Origin of the sequence: Streptomyces spinosisporus (genome assembly GCF_022698145.1) — a bacterium.
Lineage (GTDB): Bacteria > Actinomycetota > Actinomycetes > Streptomycetales > Streptomycetaceae > Streptomyces > Streptomyces spinosisporus.
This window is the reverse complement of record NZ_JALDAX010000008.1, coordinates 72,742-90,948: the sequence shown is the minus strand read 5'-3', so window position 1 is coordinate 90,948 and position 18,207 is coordinate 72,742. Positions and strand designations below refer to the sequence as shown.

17 protein-coding genes are annotated in these 18,207 nt (G+C 71.4%); 7 read left to right on the top strand and 10 right to left on the bottom strand.

Features of this window, described 5'->3' with window-relative positions; genetic code table 11:
• Positions 1–64: 64 nt before the first annotated feature.
• The 8 genes from MQN93_RS21805 to MQN93_RS21770 all read right to left on the bottom strand — a co-directional run bounded on the left by MQN93_RS21805 (position 65) and on the right by MQN93_RS21770 (position 11,017).
• Positions 65–2,599, bottom strand: a complete 2,535-nt coding sequence (locus tag MQN93_RS21805) for a beta-L-arabinofuranosidase domain-containing protein (RefSeq protein ID WP_242710891.1) — start codon at positions 2,597–2,599, stop codon at positions 65–67.
• Between the two features lie 183 nt (positions 2,600–2,782).
• A complete protein-coding gene (locus MQN93_RS21800; RefSeq protein WP_242710890.1) occupies positions 2,783–3,700 on the bottom strand; it encodes an SGNH/GDSL hydrolase family protein in 918 nt (305 codons plus the stop codon).
• Between the two features lie 82 nt (positions 3,701–3,782).
• The gene (locus MQN93_RS21795) at positions 3,783–5,441 is read right to left on the bottom strand and encodes an ATP-binding response regulator (RefSeq protein WP_242710889.1); all 1,659 of its coding nucleotides are present in this window, start codon (positions 5,439–5,441) and stop codon (positions 3,783–3,785) included.
• Positions 5,442–5,472: 31 nt separating this feature from the next.
• On the bottom strand, positions 5,473–6,147 hold the full coding sequence (locus tag MQN93_RS21790) for a response regulator transcription factor (protein ID WP_242710888.1): 675 nt from the start codon (positions 6,145–6,147) through the stop codon (positions 5,473–5,475).
• Between the two features lie 235 nt (positions 6,148–6,382).
• The gene (locus MQN93_RS21785) at positions 6,383–7,261 is read right to left on the bottom strand and encodes a geranyl diphosphate 2-C-methyltransferase (RefSeq protein WP_242710887.1); all 879 of its coding nucleotides are present in this window, start codon (positions 7,259–7,261) and stop codon (positions 6,383–6,385) included.
• Between the two features lie 47 nt (positions 7,262–7,308).
• Positions 7,309–8,358, bottom strand: a complete 1,050-nt coding sequence (locus MQN93_RS21780; RefSeq protein WP_016433227.1) for a family 2 encapsulin nanocompartment cargo protein terpene cyclase — start codon at positions 8,356–8,358, stop codon at positions 7,309–7,311.
• Between the two features lie 14 nt (positions 8,359–8,372).
• On the bottom strand, positions 8,373–9,815 hold the full coding sequence (locus tag MQN93_RS21775; protein ID WP_242710886.1) for a family 2B encapsulin nanocompartment shell protein: 1,443 nt from the start codon (positions 9,813–9,815) through the stop codon (positions 8,373–8,375).
• 194 nt (positions 9,816–10,009) lie between these two features.
• Entirely contained in the window at positions 10,010–11,017 is a 1,008-nt protein-coding gene (locus MQN93_RS21770) for a zinc-binding alcohol dehydrogenase family protein (RefSeq protein WP_242711086.1), read from the bottom strand.
• A 187-nt stretch (positions 11,018–11,204) separates the two neighbouring features.
• Between MQN93_RS21770 and MQN93_RS21765 the strand changes: the two genes are divergently transcribed.
• The 6 genes from MQN93_RS21765 to MQN93_RS21740 all read left to right on the top strand — a co-directional run bounded on the left by MQN93_RS21765 (position 11,205) and on the right by MQN93_RS21740 (position 16,527).
• The gene (locus tag MQN93_RS21765; RefSeq protein ID WP_016433224.1) at positions 11,205–12,005 is read left to right on the top strand and encodes a VOC family protein; all 801 of its coding nucleotides are present in this window, start codon (positions 11,205–11,207) and stop codon (positions 12,003–12,005) included.
• Between the two features lie 32 nt (positions 12,006–12,037).
• Positions 12,038–12,775, top strand: a complete 738-nt coding sequence (locus MQN93_RS21760) for a ribonuclease H family protein (RefSeq protein ID WP_242710885.1) — start codon at positions 12,038–12,040, stop codon at positions 12,773–12,775.
• Positions 12,772–13,311 carry a GNAT family N-acetyltransferase gene (locus MQN93_RS21755; RefSeq protein ID WP_242710884.1) on the top strand — a complete coding sequence of 180 codons (540 nt, stop codon included), beginning with the start codon at positions 12,772–12,774 and terminating at the stop codon, positions 13,309–13,311. The genes MQN93_RS21760 and MQN93_RS21755 overlap by 4 nt, the downstream gene beginning before the upstream one ends.
• A gap of 97 nt (positions 13,312–13,408) precedes the next feature.
• Positions 13,409–14,890: an MFS transporter gene (locus tag MQN93_RS21750; RefSeq protein ID WP_242710883.1), complete on the top strand. Its 1,482-nt coding sequence runs from the start codon at positions 13,409–13,411 to the stop codon at positions 14,888–14,890.
• Complete coding sequence (locus MQN93_RS21745; protein ID WP_242710882.1) at positions 14,887–15,531, top strand: TetR/AcrR family transcriptional regulator; 645 nt, start codon at positions 14,887–14,889, stop codon at positions 15,529–15,531. The genes MQN93_RS21750 and MQN93_RS21745 overlap by 4 nt, the downstream gene beginning before the upstream one ends.
• Positions 15,532–15,543: 12 nt before the next feature.
• Positions 15,544–16,527, top strand: coding sequence for an aldo/keto reductase (locus MQN93_RS21740; RefSeq protein ID WP_242710881.1), 984 nt, complete (start codon positions 15,544–15,546; stop codon positions 16,525–16,527).
• A 16-nt stretch (positions 16,528–16,543) separates the two neighbouring features.
• Here the strand turns inward: MQN93_RS21740 and MQN93_RS21735 are convergent, their stop codons facing one another.
• Positions 16,544–16,927, bottom strand: a complete 384-nt coding sequence (locus tag MQN93_RS21735; protein ID WP_242710880.1) for a hypothetical protein — start codon at positions 16,925–16,927, stop codon at positions 16,544–16,546.
• 128 nt (positions 16,928–17,055) lie between these two features.
• Here MQN93_RS21735 and MQN93_RS21730 point away from each other — a divergent pair, with 128 nt between their 5' ends.
• Positions 17,056–17,556, top strand: coding sequence for a DUF6328 family protein (locus MQN93_RS21730; RefSeq protein WP_016433217.1), 501 nt, complete (start codon positions 17,056–17,058; stop codon positions 17,554–17,556).
• Here MQN93_RS21730 and MQN93_RS21725 read toward each other — a convergent pair.
• Complete coding sequence (locus MQN93_RS21725) at positions 17,516–18,187, bottom strand: DUF2238 domain-containing protein (protein WP_016433216.1); 672 nt, start codon at positions 18,185–18,187, stop codon at positions 17,516–17,518. The two genes, MQN93_RS21730 and MQN93_RS21725, sit on opposite strands and share 41 nt — an antisense overlap.
• Positions 18,188–18,207: the final 20 nt, after the last annotated feature.

Here is an 18,207-nt window from a genome sequence, read left to right as displayed (position 1 = left end):
CCGGGGTCGCGGCCGGTCCGCCTTCCGCAGGGGAGAGGACGGACCGGCCGCGGCGACGCGTCCGCTACGAGGAGGAGGCCTCCGCCAGCGCCGCCACCTCGGCGGCGCTCAACGCCCTGCCGTACACCCGGAAGTCGTCCACCGCTCCCTTGAGATACGGGTCGGCGTACTGCGACCTGCCGATGTACCCGGCACGGATGTGGTTGCCGAAGTGCCGCGGCTCCACGGTGACGTTCGCGTTCCGGCCCGCCTCGGCGCCGTCGACGTACAGGACGGCGATTCCGTCGCCGTACGTCACGGCCACATGCACCCAGCGGTCGGTGGGCAACGGGTCGGCTTCGATGCGCTGTTCACCGCCCGCGCCGCCGGCGGTGATCGCGTAGCGCAGTGTGCCGTCGCCGCTGAGCGGGGTCAGGAACAGGTTGGCGGTGACACCGGTGCCGAGGTCGAAGATCCGGCTCCAGGCTCCCGGTTCACCGTCGAGGCGCACCCACGCGGCGAGGGCGTACGCAGACGCCCCGGCCAACAGGTCCTCTGCGAGGGCGACATGGCCGTCCGTCCCGTCCAGGACGACCGCCCCGCCGATCCGCCCCGACGCCGACCACGAGGCACCGCCGGCCAGTTGAGCCACCTTGCCGTTGCCGGTCGCGTCCGCCGCGACGGTGCCCGACGTCTCGTCGAAGCGGTGCCAGGCCGCGAACTCCGGGGGAGGGGGCGGGGGTTCGCCGGTGAGCCAGTACACCGAGTAGTGCTGGTGGTGGACCCGGGCGATCGGCAGCAGGGTCACATCCTCGTCGTCGGCGCGGGCGGTGAAGCGCAGGGTGCTGCCGTGCTCCTTGCGCACCGTGGTCGTGTCGAGCCGGGGCAGCCAGGGGTTCGCCCGGTCGCCGTACGCTCCGGCGAGCACCACCGGGCCGTGCAGCACCGCCTGCACCTCCGGGTCGTCGGGGGTCGGCTCGACGACCGTGCGCATCGGCAGGGTCACCTCGACGCGGTCGCCGGTGCGCCAGGTGCGCTGCAGGGTGAGCAGGCTGCCGGGCGCCGGACGGTCGGGCAGCGCACGGCCGCTGAGGGTGGCTCGGGCGCCGGAGGTCCACGACGGGATGCGGATGCGCAGCCGGTGGGTGGCCCGCCCGGAGGTCACCGTCAGCGTGGTCCTCGGGCGGTCGGGGAACCCGGTGGTCTGCCGCCAGGTGATGCCCTGCTCGCGCCAGTCGACCTGGGAGGGCACGAACAGGTTGACCAGCAGGTCGCGGTCGTCGTGCGTGTAGATCGTGTCGGCGAACTTGGCCTGCGTCTCCATGCCCGTGCCGTGGTCGCAGGAGAAGTTGTCGTAGTCGGTGGAGTAGGCGTTCGGGTCGGTGCCCATGAAGGACGGCTGGCGTTTGAACGAGCCGGGCGCAAGTCCGGTGTAGTAGATGTTGAAGCCGTGCGCGGAGTCCGGGTCCTGCTCGCCCAGCATCTGGTTGAACAGGGTGCGCTCGTAGTGGTCGAGCAGGTCGGTGCGCTCCGGCGCGTGGAAGTGCAGCAGCCGGGTCAGCTTCAGCATGTTGTAGCTGTTGCAGTTCTCGCAGGTGCTGTCCGACAACTGGCCTGCGACGACGTCCGGTTCGTGGAACGCCTCGCCGTTGCTGTTGCCGCCGATGACGTACGAGTGGTGGTCGGTGACGATCTGCCAGAAGTTCGCGGCGATGGTGCGGTAGCGCTCGGGCAGGCCCTCCTCCCACAGCCGGAGGGCGCCCACCATCTTGGGGATCTGCGTGTTGGCGTGCAGACCGGCGAGCCGGTCCTCGCCCCGGGCCAGCGGGTCGAAGACCCGGGCGTGGGTGAAGCGTTCGGCGACGTCGAGCCATCTGCCGTCACCGGTGAGCGCGTGCAGGTCGGCGAGCACGTCGTTCATCCCGCCGAACTCGGTCTCCAGCACCCGCTGCATCTGCTCGTACGACAGCTTCGAGGTGCGCGCGTCGACCCACTGTGCCTGCTGGAGCACCACGTCCAGGGCCTGGTCGTTCCCGGCCAGACGGTACTGCTCGACCAGTCCGGCCATGATCTTGTGGATCGTGTAGTACGGCGCCCACACGCCGGTCCCCGCCTCCAGCCGGTCGAAGAAGCTCTCCGGGAAGGCGGACAGATACCCCTTGTTGAAGCCTGCGGCCGGTGACGCGGCCTGGCAGGCGGCGAGTTCGGCCACCAGGGTGCGGCCCCTGTCGCGCAGGGCCCTCTCGCCGGTGTTGGCGTACGCGAGGGCGAGACCGGAGAGGAGATGGCCGGTGGAGTGGCCGCGCAGTTCGACGGCCGGCCCCTCCCAGCCGCCGCAGGGCTCGGCGCTGCTGGGCAGGCCGACGTTGGTGCGAAAGGTGTGCAGCAGCCGGTCGAGGTCGACGAAGCGCAGATAGGCGGAGTTGCGTCGCTGGTTGTCGCGGAAGGGGCTGTCCAGCAGGGTCACCGCGGTGAGCGGGAAGGGCCGCACCCGCGGTGTCGCGGCCGGGCCGGCACCGGCAGGTGCGGCGTGTGCCTGCCCGCCGCCCGCGAGGGCCAGGGCCGCCGAGGCGGTCCCGGTGGCGGCGATGAACTGACGTCTGCCGAGGGGTGGGGTCATGACCGATGTCCTTCGCATGTCGAGGAGCCGGGACGGTGGTGTCCCTCCACCGCCCCACTCATGTTCGAGATACCGAATGTTGTGCGACATGCTGTGCGCAGGACACGCTATGCGTCCCTCGGGTGATGTCAACAGCGCCTGGAGAGACGGAAGTGATGGATTTTCGCGCCGGCGGACGCTGCCTCAACCGGATCGTCGACCGCGAACGTCTTCCGCGACCGTCCGCGTGATCGCGCGCGCGATCCGCAGGATGCCGGGGGAGCGCACCGGGCACGGCTTCGGCGTGGACGTCGTGGGCGCCAGACAGAAGTGCAGATAGTCCTTGTCCAGGTGGAGCGCGGTGCGGTCGCGGTCCGGCTGGGTGCAGTAGTCGGGATGCCGGTGTTCGTAGGCCGAGCACGGCAGGTACTGCGCCCACGCGTAGCGGTCCCCCGCCGGGCTCACCGAGGCGCCCGCGTCGGAGACCAGGTCGCCCGAGGCGGCGGCCTGCTGCTCGTACATCCGGTTCACCCGCCGCACCCGGTCGGGCGTGATCGGGTCCGGGCCCTGGAGGACCCAGACGATCCGCGGGCGGTCGTCCCCGCCGGCCGCGGCGATCTGCTCGGTGAGCCTGCGCAGATCGGAGCGGTAGCGCGTGAAGTACCGCTGCTGGGAGGCGTCGTAGGTGATGCCGTCCATGCACCAGGTGTAGCCCCACGCGTTGCCCCAGAACTGCAGCACCACATAGTCCGGATGCTCCGCACGGACCAGCGCGGCCGCCTTGTCCGCGTCCGGCACCAGCGAACGCCTCCCGGTGTCCTCGAGATAGTCGCACGGCGTGGTTCCCGAGTACGGGGCGCTCGTGTACCTCGCCCCGAGGTCCATGCGCAGCTGCTGCCCGACGACGTTCCGCGCCTCCATGGCGAGCGAGTCGCCGAGGTACAGCACGCGCGGCTCGACGGCGAGTGCGCTCGGGGAGGCCGGTGCCGGCTGGTGGGTCGTGCTCGCCCGAGTCCCCGGCACGGCGGGTGAGGGCGCCGCCTCCGGCCCGGACGACGGGTCGCCGCACGCGCCGAGCAGCAGCACTGCGGTCAGTACCCCCGCGATCCACGGCTTCCGCATACGGCAACTCCTGCCCCGGCGACCGGAAACGGCCCACCAGGCAAGCACAGGAGGGCCCGACGCGGAAGACACACACGTGAGTTCAGGACGCGTCCAGGCGGTCCAGGAGATCCAGCAGATCCGTCAGGGGCAGCGGTTTGGCCAGATGGGCGTCGAAGCCGGCCGCCCGGGACAGGGCGCGGTCGGTGCCCTGGCTGAACCCGGACACCGCGATCAGGCGCATCGTGGCGCCGTCCGGGCGGGCACGCAGCGCACGCGCGACCGTGTAGCCGTCGATGTCCGGCAGCCCCAGGTCGCACAGGACGACGTCGAAGGGGCGGCCCGCGTCGGCCGCGAGCGCGTCCCGGCCCGAGTGCACCGCGGTGACCCGATGACCCTGGCGCTCCAGCAGCGACCGGTAGGTCTCCGCCAGATCGGCGTTGTCCTCGACGATCAGCAGCGACAGCCGGCGCGGCGAGCCCGGGGCGGACGGCGGCCTCGACCGCCGCCCGCCCGTGGAGTCGGTCGTCGGCAGCAGCACCGTGAACGACGCGCCCTTGCCCGGCCCCTCGCTGTGGGCGTCGATCCGGCCGCCATGCAGCTCCACCACTGTCCGCGCCACCGCGAGCCCGAGCCCGAGGCCCTCAGGGGTGTCCGGGCCGGCCGGCGCGGCGCGCATGAACACCCCGAACAGCTCCTCGGCGAGGCCGGGTGCGAAGCCGATGCCGTCGTCCCGCACGGTCAGCCGCGCCCGGCCGTCCCCGGCGGTCAGACCCACCTCCGTGTGACCGCCGGGCCGGGTGTACTTGAGCGCGTTCGACAGCAGGTTGGTCAGCACCTGGGCCAGCCGCAGCCGGTCGCCGTCCACCGGCACGGGCTCGGCCGGCAGGACGACGCCGAGCGTGCGGCCCTCGTGCCCGAACAGGCCCCGGATGTCGGCGCAGGCGCCATGGACGACGGAGCGCAGATCGACCGGGTCCCGCACCAGTTCCAGCCGCCCGGTCAGCGCCCTGGTGCCGTCCAGCAGGTCGTTGCTCATCCGGGTCAGCGTGCCCAGCTGCCGCTCCAGGACGGACAGCGCCGGATGCCCCTTTGGCATGTCGAGGGCCAGCAGCTCGGTGGCCGCGGTGGCGGCGGCGAGCGGGTTGCGCAGCTCGTGCGAGAGCGTGGCGATGAAGCGGTCCTTGGCCCGCTGCTCCTCCCGCAGCCTGCGGCCCGCCGAGTCCAGCTCGGCATTGACCCGGCTCAGCTGTTCGTTCACCTCACGGATCTCCCGCGCGCGTACGAACAGGTCGATCTCCATGCCCTCGGCCCGCACTTCCGCCTCCTCGGCGGCCCGCTGCTGCTCCCGTCCGGCCCGGCGCACCTGCACGTACTCGGTGACGTCCTCGACCCGGTGGATGACGTACTCCACCTTGCCGTCCTCGCCGAGCACCGGTGTGTTGACCGGACTCCAGTAGCGCTCGGTGAATCCCCCCTCGCCCGTCGGGATGTCGTAGCGCTGCAGGGCCATGGTGTCCGTGCGCCCGCTCGACACCACCGTCTCCAGCGAGCGGCGCAGCTTGGTGACACCGTCGGCCGAGGGGTCCTCCGGATTGTCCGGGAACACGTCGAAGATGGGGCGTCCGACGATGTCCCGGCGGGTGCGGGTGGCCGTCAGATAGGCGCGGTTGACCTCGACGATCGTGAAGTCGGGGCTGAGGATGAGCAGCGGGGAGAGCGTCGCGTCGAACAGGCTCCGGAAGTCCGGGGCGTCGGGCATGGGCGGACCTCCGCGTCCGGGGCGGCGACCCTCAGGGGTCGAGGCGGTAGCCGTAGCCGCGGACGGTGGTGATCCGCGGGGCCGGCCCGGTCGTCCGCGCGAGCTTGCCGCGCAGCCGGTACACATGCTCGACCACGGTCGCGGGCTGCCACCAGGACGAGCCCCAGATCCGCTCCAGCAGCTGATCCGCCGAGAACACCCGGGCGGGCGCGGCGGCCAGCATCTCCAGCAGCGCGTACTCCTTGGGGCGCAGTTCCAGCGGAACGCCCGCGACGGACGCCTGCCGGGCCCCGGAGTCGATGCGCAGCGCTCCCACCTGGAGCACGTCCGGGGTCTGTGGCGGTTGCGACCGGCGCAGCACGGCGTGGATCCGGGCCACCAGCTCGCGCTGCGAGAACGGCTTGACCAGATAGTCGTCCGCGCCGATCTCCAGGCCCGCCACCCGGTCGGCCTCCGCTCCGCGGCCCGAGACGACGATGACGGGCAGCCGGCTCGTGGACCGTAGCGCCCGCAGCAGCTCCAGACCGCTGCCGTCGGGAAGACCCAGGTCGAGTACGGCGAGATCGACGCCGCTCTCGTACAGGGCGGCCTTTCCGGCGCGGGTGTCCATGGCCCAGGTGACCGTGAAGCCGACCAGCTCCAGATAGGAACGGCACATCAGTGCGAAGTCGGGGTCGTCCTCGATCAGGGCGAGGTGCGGACGCATTCCGCATCACCCGGCCCATCCGGCGTCCGCTCGTTGTGTCGCTGGTGAGCGGGCGTTGATGCCCCGACCATGTGGCGAAGGTAGAACAGTGAATGCCCACGGTTCAAGGGGGAGCCGCCCGGGGGGAGTTCCGGCACGGGTCGTGCGATGCGCGGACGGCGCAACCATCGCACAGGCTCGTGCCGGAACGTGCCTCATCGGCGGGCGAAACCGCCTCGCGTGTGACCGTGGGCGATCAGATGCGGTCGGCGGCGATCAGCAGGTACTGGAAGCTGCCGTTCTTGTACGCCGTCAGGAACGTGTCCTCGATGCCCGTGACCAGGTGGTCGGCCTGCCTGCGCAACTCCCAGTAGGGGATGGCCTCGGCGGTCAGGTCCTGCACATGGACCGGGACGAGGCGGTTGCGGGCCATCGCGCGGAAGTACTCCGAGCGCGGGTGGATGTCGCAGATGTAGTGGGCGTTGATGAGGGACACCTCGCGGGACGCCCGACCGTAGGTGTCGTTGTAGCAGCCGGTGATCACCACATAGCGTCCGCCGCGGCGCAGCAGCCGGGCGTGCTCGGCGAACAGCAGGTCCAGCTCGACGTACATGGTCGACTCGTTGTTCCACGACGCCGCGTACGCGCCGGTCTCGAAGCCGGTGTCGAGCATGTTGCGGTGGTGGTAGCGCACATGGTCGTCGATGCCCCGCTCACGGGCCCGCTCGTTGGCGAACGCGGCCTGCTTGGCGGAGATCGTCACGCCGTCGGCGTGGCAGCCGTGGCGCAGATGAGCCACCACGCTGCCGCCGCCGCGTCCGCAGCCCGCGTCGAAGACCCGGTCGGCGGGGGAGAGCGGGCCGAGGCGGTCGGCCAGCAATTCGGCCTGGGCGTGTTCCAGACGGTGCAGTTCGGTGGTGATCCGCTTCCGCCGCCGCGCGGGGTCGGGTTCGTCGAGCACGGTCCGGTCGGCGTCACCGATGCCGTAGTGATGGTGGTAGAGATCGTCGATCTTGCCGAGTTCGAGGTTGACCGGGTTCTCCTCGGCGTTCCAGTACTCCGCGACGCGGTTCTGGTACGTGGACTGGGTCGGCACCGGTGCCGAGGTGGTGTCGGCGTCGGGGGCGATCGTCAACTATGACTCCTTGTGCTGTGCCTGACGTGGTGTCAGTAGTGCTGGATCTACCAGTAGTTGGGCAGGGAGTAGCGGTGGGTGTTGGTGGCGTGCCACTCGTGGTTGCCGGCGACCCAGTCGGACAGGCTCCGGGCGTAGCGCTCCACGAGGGGCGAGGTGGCGGACAGGACGGCGGACTCCTCCTCGAAGGCGGTCATGATCTCGTTGTGGATCTCGACCGCTTTGAGGTAGGCGGCCTTCAGACCGCACCGCTCGTTGGCGGCGACGACCTGCGGCAGATTGAGATGGGTGGGGTCGCTCGCCAGCTCCTTGGTGAAGGAGTACAGGTCGTTGACGATGGTGGTGGCGTTGCAGGCGAGCGCCGTGATGCGCTGGATCTCCGGACGGGCGTAGACCGCCTCGGGCAGCTCGTAGCCGTCCACGGCGTCGACGATCGACAGACACGGGCGGAAGTTGTTGAACTGCCGCATCACCAGGTACTCCCACACCTGCGGCACATGGCGGGTCTCCGCCCACGCCGCCTCGGCGAGATAGCCGAGGTGCAGCCGGGCGATGTCGTGCACGAACCGGTCCGTCTGGCTGGGGGTCGCGAAGGCGGCGTAGTCCTTGAGCGCCCAGTGGTACGAGCGCAGCGGACCGTCGGCCTGCACACCGTGCGCCCACTGCTCCTGCAGGGCGGGGGTGCCGTGGAACGGGTCGATCGCCGACTGGGCCAGGATCAGCCGGCCGCCGAGGCCGCGGCGGGCGCCGCCCCTGCCCTCGTCCTCCTCGCAGTAGCAGCTGTCGACGAGGTTCTCGGCCAGCAGCAGCTTGCCCGCGGCGGTGAGCCGCTCCAGGTCGGCCGCCGCCGGGTGCTGCAGGACCACGGCCCGGCCGAACTGGAAGCCGGAGAAGTCCCCCGACCAGGCCTTCGGGAACAGATCGAGACCGTGGGCCCAGGCCTCCAGTCTGCGGTCGACCTCCTCGACCGTGGCCGGGTCGGCGGGGGCGACGGCCCGGTGTCTGAGGCCGGGGACCGCCCCGGTGCGGCGGGCGCGCACCGTGCGGGCGAGGTTCGGCGGCCCCGGCAGCGGGGCCGGGGATGCGGGCGCACTCATCGCTGACTCCACCCTCAGTCGGCCGTCCGGCCGAGCTGGACGTTCTCCAGGATCCCGGCCGCGTCCGGCACGAGGATGGCCAGCGAGTAGTAGGCGGTCACGAGGTACCGGATGATCGCGGCCGTGTCGATGCCCATGAACCGCACGTTCAGGCTCGGCTGGTACTCCTCGGGGATGCCCGTCTGGTGCAGGCCGATCACCCCCTGGTCGGACTCGCCGACGCGCAGCGCGATGATGCTGCTGGTGTGCTGAGGGCTGATGGGGATCTTGTTGCAGGGAAAGATCGGGACCCCGCGCCAGGCGGGGATCTCGTGCCCCTCCACGGTCGCCGTACCCGGCACCAGGCCGCGCCGGTTGCACTGCCGGAAGAACGCGGCGATCGCCTTGGGATGGGCGAGGAACACCTTGGTCTTGCGCCGCATGGCGAGCAGTTCGTCCAGGTCGTCCGGAGTGGGTGGACCGGTGAAGGTGCTGACGCGCTGGCCGTAATCCACGTTGTGCAGCAGACCGAACTCCCGGTTGTTGACCAGCTCCCACTCCTGGCGCTCGCGGATCTCCTCGACGGTCAGGCGCAGTTGCTGCTCGGTCTGGTTCATCGGGTCGTTGTAGAGGTCGGCGACCCGGGTGTGGACCCGCAGCACGGTCTGCGTGAGCGACAACTCGTACTCACGCGGGGCGAGTTCGTAGTTCACGAAACCGCCGCCGATGGTCGGCTCGCCGACATGGCCGGCCTGCACCGGGACGTCGGCCTCGCCCTTGCGGTTCATCGGCAGCTTCTGCCGCTCCGCGAACGCCGCCAGGTGCGCGGCGAGCGACGGCACCCGATCGGTGAACTCCCTGACGACATCCCAGGGGAGCACCAGCAGCACGCCTGCCGTCTCCGCCCGCACCGAGGTCAGCCACAGCGGATCGGACTGCCCGATGGCCTCGTCGCCCATCTGGTCGCCGTCGGTGACGACCCCGACGATCTCCTCCTCGCCGTACTTGCCGGCGGCGTAGCGGGTGAACCTGCCGTGCACCACGAGATAGGCCTCCGTGACCGGTTGCCCGGCCTCGTACAGCACCTGCCCGGCCCGCACCTCGCGGACCCGGAACCTCGTGGCGACCTCCTTGAGCACGTCGGTGTCGGAGTAGCCGCGCAGCACCGGCAGTTCGGTGAGCGTCTCGGGGATGACCTTGATGTCGTCGGCGCCGTTCTGCTCGAACTGCACACGCCCCCGGCCGATACGCAGCTGGAGACGCCGGTTGACCCGGTAGGTGCCGCCCTTGACGTCCACCCAGGGCAGCACCCGCAGCAGCCAGCGCGAGCTGATGGCCTGCATCTGCGGTTCGGACTTGGTCGTGGTGGTGAGCTGGCGCGCCGCCCGCGTGCTCAGACTGGTCGGCTGCGCCTGGCCGTCGGATGCGGGCAGGGGCTCGTCGGTGGCGGGTCCGGAGGCGCTGTCGGGCGCGGACACATTCCCTCCCTGGGGGGTGGATGACAGATACGCACCGCATGTACAAGGCAAACAGCCGCGGTGATGCGCCGGTACGGCGTGAAGGGGGCGGCTTCACCACGCGGAGGCGCAAACTCCGCGGTCGGCGCAGGACGCGGTCGGCGAAGTGATCGCACGCCGGGCGCAGCACCCGAGTGCACCCCGCGCCCGGGCGCTCAGGACAGGTCGTTCACCAGCACCGCCGCGCCGTCGAAGCGCCCGGCCTTGAGGTCCCGCAGTGCCGCGTCGGCCCGCGAGAGGGGATAGGTGTGCGTGGTGGCCCGCACCTCGTGCCGGGCCGCCAGGGCCAGGAACTCCCGCGCGTCCGCACGGGTGTTGGAGGTGACGCTGCGCACCTGCTTCTCGTAGAAGAGCTCGCTCTCGTAGTGCAGTGGAGGCGTGTCGCTGAGGTGGATGCCGGCGATCGACAGCGTCCCGCCCCGGTCCAGGGCCCGCAGCGCGACCGGCACCAGGTCGCCGGCCGGCGCGAACAGGATCGCGCTGTCCAGCGGCTCCGGCGGCATCGCGTACGCGTCCTGCGCGGAGGCCGCGCCCAGCGCGAGCGCCAGTCGCCGGGCCGCCGCCCCGCGCGTGAGGACATGCACCGTGGCGCCCTCGGCCAGCGCCAGCTGCGCACACAGATGGGCGCTGCCACCGAACCCGTACAGACCGAGCCGTCCGCCCGGCGGCAGCGCCGCCCGCCGCAGTGCGCGGTAGCCGATGATCCCGGCGCACAGCAGCGGTGCGAGCGCCTCGTCGTCCAGCGAGAACGGCAGCCGGTGGGCGAAGTCCGCGGGCACCGTCGTGTACTGCGCGTAACCGCCGTCCGCGTCCCAGCCGGTGTACCGCGAGGCCGGACAGAGGTTCTCGGCCCCGCGCGAGCAGTATCCGCAGGTGCCGTCCGTGTGCCGCAGCCACGCCACGCCCACCCGGTCACCGACGGCGAAGCCCTCCGCCCTCGCGCCGAGCCCGGCCACGACGCCCACCACCTCGTGCCCCGGTGTCACCCCGGCCCGGTGCACCGGCAGATCCCCCTCGGCGACGTGCAGATCGGTCCGGCACACCCCGCACGCGCGCACATGCACCAGCAGCTCGTCGTCGGCCGGCACCGGAACCGGCTTCTCGACGAGACGCAGGCCCCCCTTCTCCACCGGCTCCGGCCGCACCACCGACCATGCCCGCATGGTCCCTTCCGCCATCGCGCACCCCGTCCCGTCGCCGTCCGTCTCCCGCCGTGCCGGGGCCCGTTCCCCCGCGCCGAAGCCCCTCTCCCCAGTGTGAAACGGACCCCTGTGTTCGGCGCGCGCTTCGACGGAGGGATGACTAGCGTGAGGAAACGGACCATCCACCTATCCGGGAGAGGGCCGAGTCATGGCCGTGCAACCTGAGGGAACCCCCTGCTGGGCCGACGCGATGTTCGGCGACGTCGAGGGAGCGAAGAGTTTCTACGGCGACGTCCTCGGCTGGACCTTCGGCGAGTCGTCGTCGGAGTACGGCAACTACACCCAGGCCTACGCGGACGGCAAGGCCGTCGCCGCCGTCGTACCGCCGATGCCCGGCCAGGAGGGGCAGTCGCAGTGGTGCCTGTACTTCGCGTCGCCGGACGCGGCGGCGACCGCCGCCAAGATCCGCGACAAGGGCGGCGAGGTACTGATGGAGCCGATGCGGGTCGGCGACTTCGGCACCATGTGCCTGGCCCGCGACCCCAGCGGCGTGGTGTTCGGCGTGTGGCAGGGAGGCACCCACGAGGGGTTCGAGGCGTCGCCGCAGCAGACCGGCGCGTACTGCTGGGCCGAGGTCTTCACCCGCGCACCCGAGAAGTCCGACGCCTTCTTCACCGCGGTCTTCGGGTACACGGCGAAGCAACTGCAGGACGACGCGATCGACTTCCGCATGTTCGAACTCGGCGGCAACACCGTGCTCGGCCGGATGAGGATGACCGACGACTTCCCGCCCGAGGTGCCGCCGTACATCAACGTCTACTTCACCGTAGGCAACTGCGACGACGCCGTCGCCCGCGCCACCAAGCTTGGCGGTGTGCTGCGGTTCGGGCCGATGGACAGCCCGTTCGGCCGGTTCGCCGCGCTCAGCGACCCGCAGGGCGCGAACTTCTCGGTGATCGACATCACGACGACCGCCGGAGAGATGCCGCAGACCACCGACGCCTCCTGAACCGGGGCCGGGCGGGCCTGTCGGTCCATGGCATGATCGGGCGCATGCGTGAACGTGTTGTGGCCGCGTGCGACGGGGCTTCGAAGGGAAACCCCGGGCCGGCGGGCTGGGCCTGGGTCGTCGCGGACGGCTCGGAGAACCCGGCCCGCTGGGAGGCGGGACCGCTCGGCAGAGCGACCAACAACGTCGCCGAACTCACCGCCCTGGAGCGGCTGTTGGCGGCGACCGACCCGAGCGTCCCGCTCGAGGTCCGGATGGACTCCCAGTACGCCATGAAGGCGGTCACCACCTGGCTGCCCGGCTGGAAGCGCAACGGCTGGAAGACGTCCGCCGGCAAGCCGGTCGCCAACCAGGAACTGGTCGTGCGCATCGACGCGCTGCTCGACGGCCGCTCGGTCGACTTCCGCTACGTTCCCGCCCACCAGGTCGACGGCGACCCGCTCAACGACTTCGCCGACCGCGCGGCCAGCCAGGCGGCGAAGATCCAGGAGCAGGCGGGCAGCGCCCTCGGCTCGGCCGAGCCGCCGCCCTCCCCGGACACCCCGAAGCCGGGCACGAAGCCGGGCTCCGCGAAGTCGGGTGGCGCACGCCGCAAGTCCGCGGGGACACGCCAGGGCGGTGCCTCGTCCTCCCGCACCATCAAGGCGAAGTTCCCGGGCCGCTGCCTGTGCGGACGCTCCTACGGCGCGGGCGAGCCCATCGCGAAGAACCCCCAGGGCTGGGGCCACCCGGAATGCCGTACGGCGGAGGCGGCGGGCCAGGCGGGGTGACGAGCAAGAACGTGTCCGGCGACAGCACCACCCGGAGTGTCCGGCGTCGGGCCGATCACGACCTCGGCGACTGTGTGCGGGTGCTGGCAGAAGTCCATGCGCACGACGGGTACCCGGTGAACTGGCCCGACCTCCCCGGCGCATGGCTCACGCCCGACTCGCTCATCGCCTCGTGGGTGGTGGAACTGGAGGGCCGCGTCGTCGGCCATGTCGGCCTGTCCCGCAGTGCGGCGGGAGATGTCGCGCCCGGGCTCTGGAGCGAACGCACAGGCGTGAGCACGGACGCGATCGCCGTGGTCAACCGGCTGTTCGTCGCCCCCTCGGCCCGCGGCCACCGCATCGGTGCGTCGCTGATGGCGCAGGTCGTCGCGGAGGCACGGGGGCGCGGTCTGCATCCGGTGCTCGACGTGGTGGCGTCCGACACCGCGGCGGCAGCACTGTACGAGCGGCTGGGCTGGCAGTTGCTGGGCACGGTCGAACAGCAGTGGAGCCCGCAGCAGAGGGTGGCCGTCCGTTGCTACGCGGCCGGAACCTGACGCACTCCACCGCGTGCACCGGAATTGGGTGAATGGCAATTCACTGAGTAAGGTGAATAGGAATTCACCCAGTCTTCACATGCACGCTGGAGCGTCGATGGACCAGCCGGGCCCGATACCCCGCACCGCCGAAGCGGCGCCCCTGCGCGACCGGCTCACGATTCCGGTGCTGGCGTTCGGCGGCATCCTCATGGCCGTCATGCAGACCGTGGTCGTGCCGCTGCTGCCGGATCTGCCGCGACTGACGGGCGCCTCACCGGGCGCGGTCTCCTGGACGGTCACGGCGACCCTGCTGTCGGGCGCCGTGCTCACCCCGGTCCTCGGCCGGGCCGGCGACATGTACGGCAAGCGCAGGGTGCTGACCGCGGCGCTCGTCCTGATGACCATCGGCTCGGTGATGTGCGCCCTGTCGTCCGACATCACCGTGCTCATCACGGCCCGCGCGCTGCAGGGCGCCGCCGCCTCCGTGGTGCCCCTGTCGATCAGCATCCTGCGCGACGAACTGCCGCCCGAGCGCCGGGGTTCCGCGGTGGCCCTGATGAGCTCCACCGTCGGCATCGGCGCCGCACTCGGCCTGCCGCTGGCCGCGCTGGTCGTGCAGTACTACGACTGGCACACCATGTTCTGGCTGACCAGCGCCCTCGGCGTCCTGGGCGTCTCGGCGGTGTGGTGGGCGGTCAAGGAGTCGCCCGTGCGCGAGCCCGGACGCTTCGACGTGCCCGGCGCGCTGGGGCTGGCCGCCGGACTTGTGTGCCTGCTGCTCGGCGTGTCCCAGGGCGGGCAGTGGGGCTGGGGCAGCACGCGGATCCTCGGCCTGTTCGCCGCCACCGTCGTGATCCTGGCCCTGTGGTGGTGGCAGCAGCTGCACGCCACCAAGCCGCTCGTCGACCTGCGGCTGGTGTCGCGGCCCCGGGTGGGTCTGTCCCATGTGGCGGCCCTGCTCACCGGTTTCGCGTTCTACGCCAACTCGCTGGTGACGGCCCAGCTGGTGCAGGCGCCGAAGGCCACCGGCCACGGCCTCGGCCTGTCGATCGTGGAGACCGGCCTGTGCCTGCTGCCCGGCGGTGTCACGATGCTGCTGTTCTCGCCCCTGTCGGCCCGGATCTCCGCGTCCCGCGGCCCGCGCATCACGCTCGCCCTCGGGGCCGCGGTCATCGCCTGCGGCTACGCCGTGCGCATCGCCGACAGCCGCGACCTGTGGATGATCATCGTCGGCGCGACGGTGGTGTCGACCGGCACCACACTCGCCTACTCGGCCCTGCCGACCCTGATCCTGCGCGCCGTCCCGGCCGAGCAGACCGCCTCCGCCAACGGCGTCAACGTACTGATGCGCACCATCGGCCAGGCCACCTCCAGCGCCGCCGTGGCCGCGGTCCTCGTCCACCACACCAGCCTGGTCGGCGGTGCCCCCGTGGCCACCCTGCACGGCTATCTGCTCGCCTTCGGGATGGCCGGCGCGGTCGCCCTGGTGGCCTGCGCCGCGGCCCTGACCATCCCCGGCGACCCCACGACCGGCGGGACACGCCGGGCCCGCGGCACCACCCGGGACAGCCGGGACGAGGCACTGGAGGGAGCATGAGTGCCGTGAGCACTCCTCCGACCGCCCCGGGCTCCACCGGACCGACACCCTCCGCGTCGTCCGCGTCCTCCGGGTCCACGCCCGTCCGCCGCGACGCCGAGGCGACGAAGGCCGCGATCCTCAAGGCCGCCCGCCATCTGCTGGCCCGGCACGCCCACGCCGACATCACGCTCAAGGCGGTGGCCGAACGCGCCGGTGTCAGCGCGCCGTTGATCCTGAAGTACTTCGGCAACAAGGACACCCTCTTCGCCCGCGTCATGTCCTTCGAGGCCGACGCCGACGCCCTGCTGGATGCCCCGCTGGACGGACTGGGCCGGCACATGGTGCGGCATGTGCTGGTCAGCCAGACGCGGCAGGGCGCCGACCCGCTGCTGCGCATCGTGTTCGCGCCCCTGCACGGCGAGCAGGGCGACATCCTGCGCGCCAACTTCCGCACCCAGGTGACCGCACGCCTCACCGCACGCCTCGACGGCCCCGACGCCGGCCTGCGCGCGGAACTGGCCGTCGCGGGCCTGCTCGGCCTCGGGGTGATGTTCGGCATCGCGCGCAGTACCCATGTGCGCGCTGCCGCGCTGGAGGACATCGTGGACCGGTACGCGCCCGCGGTGCAGGCGCACCTCACCCCGGGCGACGCCGGATGACACACTGACGCCATGGACGAGCGCACTTTCGGTAGGTCGGATCAGCACGCATCCGTGGTCGGACTCGGCACATGGCAGCTGGGCGCGGACTGGGGAGACGTCGACGACAAGGAGGCCCTGGCGGTACTGGAGGCGGCGGCCGAGGCGGGGGTCACCTTCTTCGACACCGCGGACGTGTACGGCGACGGGCGCAGCGAGCAGACCATCGCCACGTTCCTCGCGGGACGGCCCGATCTGCATGTGCTGGTCGCCACCAAGATGGGCCGCCGGGTCGAGCAGATCCCCGAGAACTACGTCCTCGACAACTTCCGCGCCTGGAACGACCGTTCGCGACGCAACCTCGGCGTCGACCGCATCGACCTCGTACAGCTGCACTGCCCGCCCACGCCCGTCTACTCCACGGACGAGGTGTTCGACGCCCTCGACACCCTGGTCGAGGAGGAGCGCATCGCGGCGTACGGGGTCAGCGTGGAGACCTGCGCGGAGGCGCTGACCGCGATCGCCCGGCCGAACGTGGCGAGCGTGCAGATCATCTTCAACCCGTTCCGGATGAAGCCGCTGCGCGAGGTCCTGCCCGCCGCGCGGGAGGCCGGGGTCGGCATCATCGCCCGCGTCCCCCTCGCCTCGGGTCTGCTGTCGGGCAAGTACACCAAGGACACCGTCTTCCCCGCCAACGATCACCGCACCTACAACCGGCACGGCGAGTCCTTCGACGTGGGGGAGACCTTCTCGGGCGTGGACTACACGACGGGCGTCGAGGCCGCCGCCGAGTTCGCCGCCCTCGCGCCCGAGGGGTACACCCCGGCCCAGCTCGCCCTGCGCTGGATCGTCGAACAGCCCGGGGTGACCAGCGTGATCCCCGGGGCCCGCTCGCCCGAGCAGGCCCGCGCCAACGCGGCCGCCGCCCGGCTCCCGCAGCTGGACGCCGGCACGCACGCCGCGATCCGCGACCTATACGACCGCCGGATCAAGGAACAGGTCGAGGGTCGCTGGTAGCCCGTACCGGGTCCGCTCACGGCTCCAGGAGCAGCTGCCACTCCTGCTCCTGGTCGCCGGAGACCGAGCCCTGGTCCTGCGCCGTGAAGGCCTGGGTGAGCCTGTCGCGGGCCGTCGCCACCGCATCCGGCGAACCCTGCACGGTCAGCGTCACCGCACCGGACAGCCGGCCCGCGGCGGGGCCGGGCCCGGACGACCGGTGCTCCGGATCGTGCGCGAACCGCGCCGTGTGGACGGTGACGTCCTCGGCGGCGGGAAGGTCGTCCTGCGGACTGCCGAAAACGGGCTCCAGGACCTGCACCACCGCACGCGCGTCGGCGGCCGTGCCACCGCTGACGGTGACCGTGAGCTCGGTGGCGGAGTCGGGCTGCTGGTTCCTCGGGTGGTCGTCATGCGCCATGCGCCCCGTGTAACCGCTCGTGCATCGTCCAAACAGCAACTGATTCGCGTACGGCCCGGTCGATCGGGCGGGAACGGGGAACACGGTGCGCAAGGACATCAGGGACGACGCAAGCCCGGGAGGACACCGTGCCGGCCGCGAACAAGGGTGCAGAACTGAGCGAGTGGGGACGGCACGAGACCGAGGAAGAGCGCGCCGACCGCAAGTGGGGCGAGCTGATCCAGGAGGTCAGGGTCGCCCAGACCGGGGTGCAGATCCTGTTCGGCTTCCTGCTCACCGTGGTGTTCCAGCAGAAGTTCGACTCGCTGGAGGACACCGACAAGACCATCTACATCGTGACGGTCGTCCTGGGCGCCGCCGCGACCGGAGCGCTCATCGGGCCCGTCTCCCTGCACCGCCTGGTGTCCGGGCGGCGGGTCAAGGCGGAGGCTGTCGAGTGGGCCTCCCGCATGACCTTCGTCGGCCTGGCGCTGCTGTTCGCCACCATGGCCTCCGCGCTTCTGCTGGTCCTGCGGGTCGCGACCCACAACGAGGCCGTGCCCTGGATCGTCACGGGGATCGTCGTGTGGTACGCGCTGTGCTGGTACGTCATCCCGCTGTGGACCCGGCGCCGCGGCAGCGAGAAGTGACGCCGAGCGCGTCGAGCTGCCGGTCGTGCGGGCGCGAGAGCACCAGCACCGAGACCGTCGCTCCGATCAGCGCGCAGAACATGTCCCACTGCGTGTCCCAGACATCGCCCTGCGTGGCCAGGAACGCGTCCGCCGAGTGCCCGCCGACCACCGCGGCCAGCCACTCCAGCATCTCGAAGACGGCACTGAAGGCGAGGCACGCGCACACGGTCAGCGGGGCGAGCCAGCGACTGCCGCGCAGCGGCGAGGTACGACTGAGCAACTCCCGTACCAGCACGGCCGGGACGAAGCCCTGCATCAGATGGCCGAAGCGGTCGTAGGGGTTGCGGTCGAGACCGAAGATGTCGCGCACCCAGTCGCCCAGGGGCACCTGCGCGTAGGTGTAGTGACCGCCCACCGCCAGGACGAGCGCGTGCACGGCCAGCAGGCAGCACAGCAGGTTCGTGAGCGGGAAGCGTCGCCAGGTGAACACCACCAGCGGCAGTCCGACCAGCACCCACACCGTCTCCAGGAACCAGGTGGCGCGCTCGCGCGGCGCCCAGGCCGACACGGCGAGCCCCGCCACCACGACGGTGGCGAGTACGGCGGGCAGCTGCCGTCGCGCGACGGCGGGGTGGACTGCAGCAGTCATGGGGGCTCCTTCTCGTGGAG

Excerpts from the sequence above, each read along its gene's own strand:
- MQN93_RS21805 (WP_242710891.1), bottom strand. The coding sequence starts at position 2,599 with ATGACCCCACCCCTCGGCAGACGTCAGTTCATCGCCGCCACCGGGACC.
- MQN93_RS21800 (WP_242710890.1), bottom strand. The coding sequence starts at position 3,700 with ATGCGGAAGCCGTGGATCGCGGGGGTACTGACCGCAGTGCTGCTGCTC.
- MQN93_RS21795 (WP_242710889.1), bottom strand. The coding sequence starts at position 5,441 with ATGCCCGACGCCCCGGACTTCCGGAGCCTGTTCGACGCGACGCTCTCC.
- MQN93_RS21790 (WP_242710888.1), bottom strand. The coding sequence starts at position 6,147 with ATGCGTCCGCACCTCGCCCTGATCGAGGACGACCCCGACTTCGCACTG.
- MQN93_RS21780 (WP_016433227.1), bottom strand. The coding sequence starts at position 8,358 with ATGAGTGCGCCCGCATCCCCGGCCCCGCTGCCGGGGCCGCCGAACCTC.
- MQN93_RS21770 (WP_242711086.1), bottom strand. The coding sequence starts at position 11,017 with ATGCGGGCATGGTCGGTGGTGCGGCCGGAGCCGGTGGAGAAGGGGGGC.
- MQN93_RS21765 (WP_016433224.1), top strand. The coding sequence starts at position 11,205 with ATGGCCGTGCAACCTGAGGGAACCCCCTGCTGGGCCGACGCGATGTTC.
- MQN93_RS21760 (WP_242710885.1), top strand. The coding sequence starts at position 12,038 with ATGATCGGGCGCATGCGTGAACGTGTTGTGGCCGCGTGCGACGGGGCT.
- MQN93_RS21750 (WP_242710883.1), top strand. The coding sequence starts at position 13,409 with ATGGACCAGCCGGGCCCGATACCCCGCACCGCCGAAGCGGCGCCCCTG.
- MQN93_RS21745 (WP_242710882.1), top strand. The coding sequence starts at position 14,887 with ATGAGTGCCGTGAGCACTCCTCCGACCGCCCCGGGCTCCACCGGACCG.
- MQN93_RS21740 (WP_242710881.1), top strand. The coding sequence starts at position 15,544 with ATGGACGAGCGCACTTTCGGTAGGTCGGATCAGCACGCATCCGTGGTC.
- MQN93_RS21735 (WP_242710880.1), bottom strand. The coding sequence starts at position 16,927 with ATGGCGCATGACGACCACCCGAGGAACCAGCAGCCCGACTCCGCCACC.
- MQN93_RS21725 (WP_016433216.1), bottom strand. The coding sequence starts at position 18,187 with ATGACTGCTGCAGTCCACCCCGCCGTCGCGCGACGGCAGCTGCCCGCC.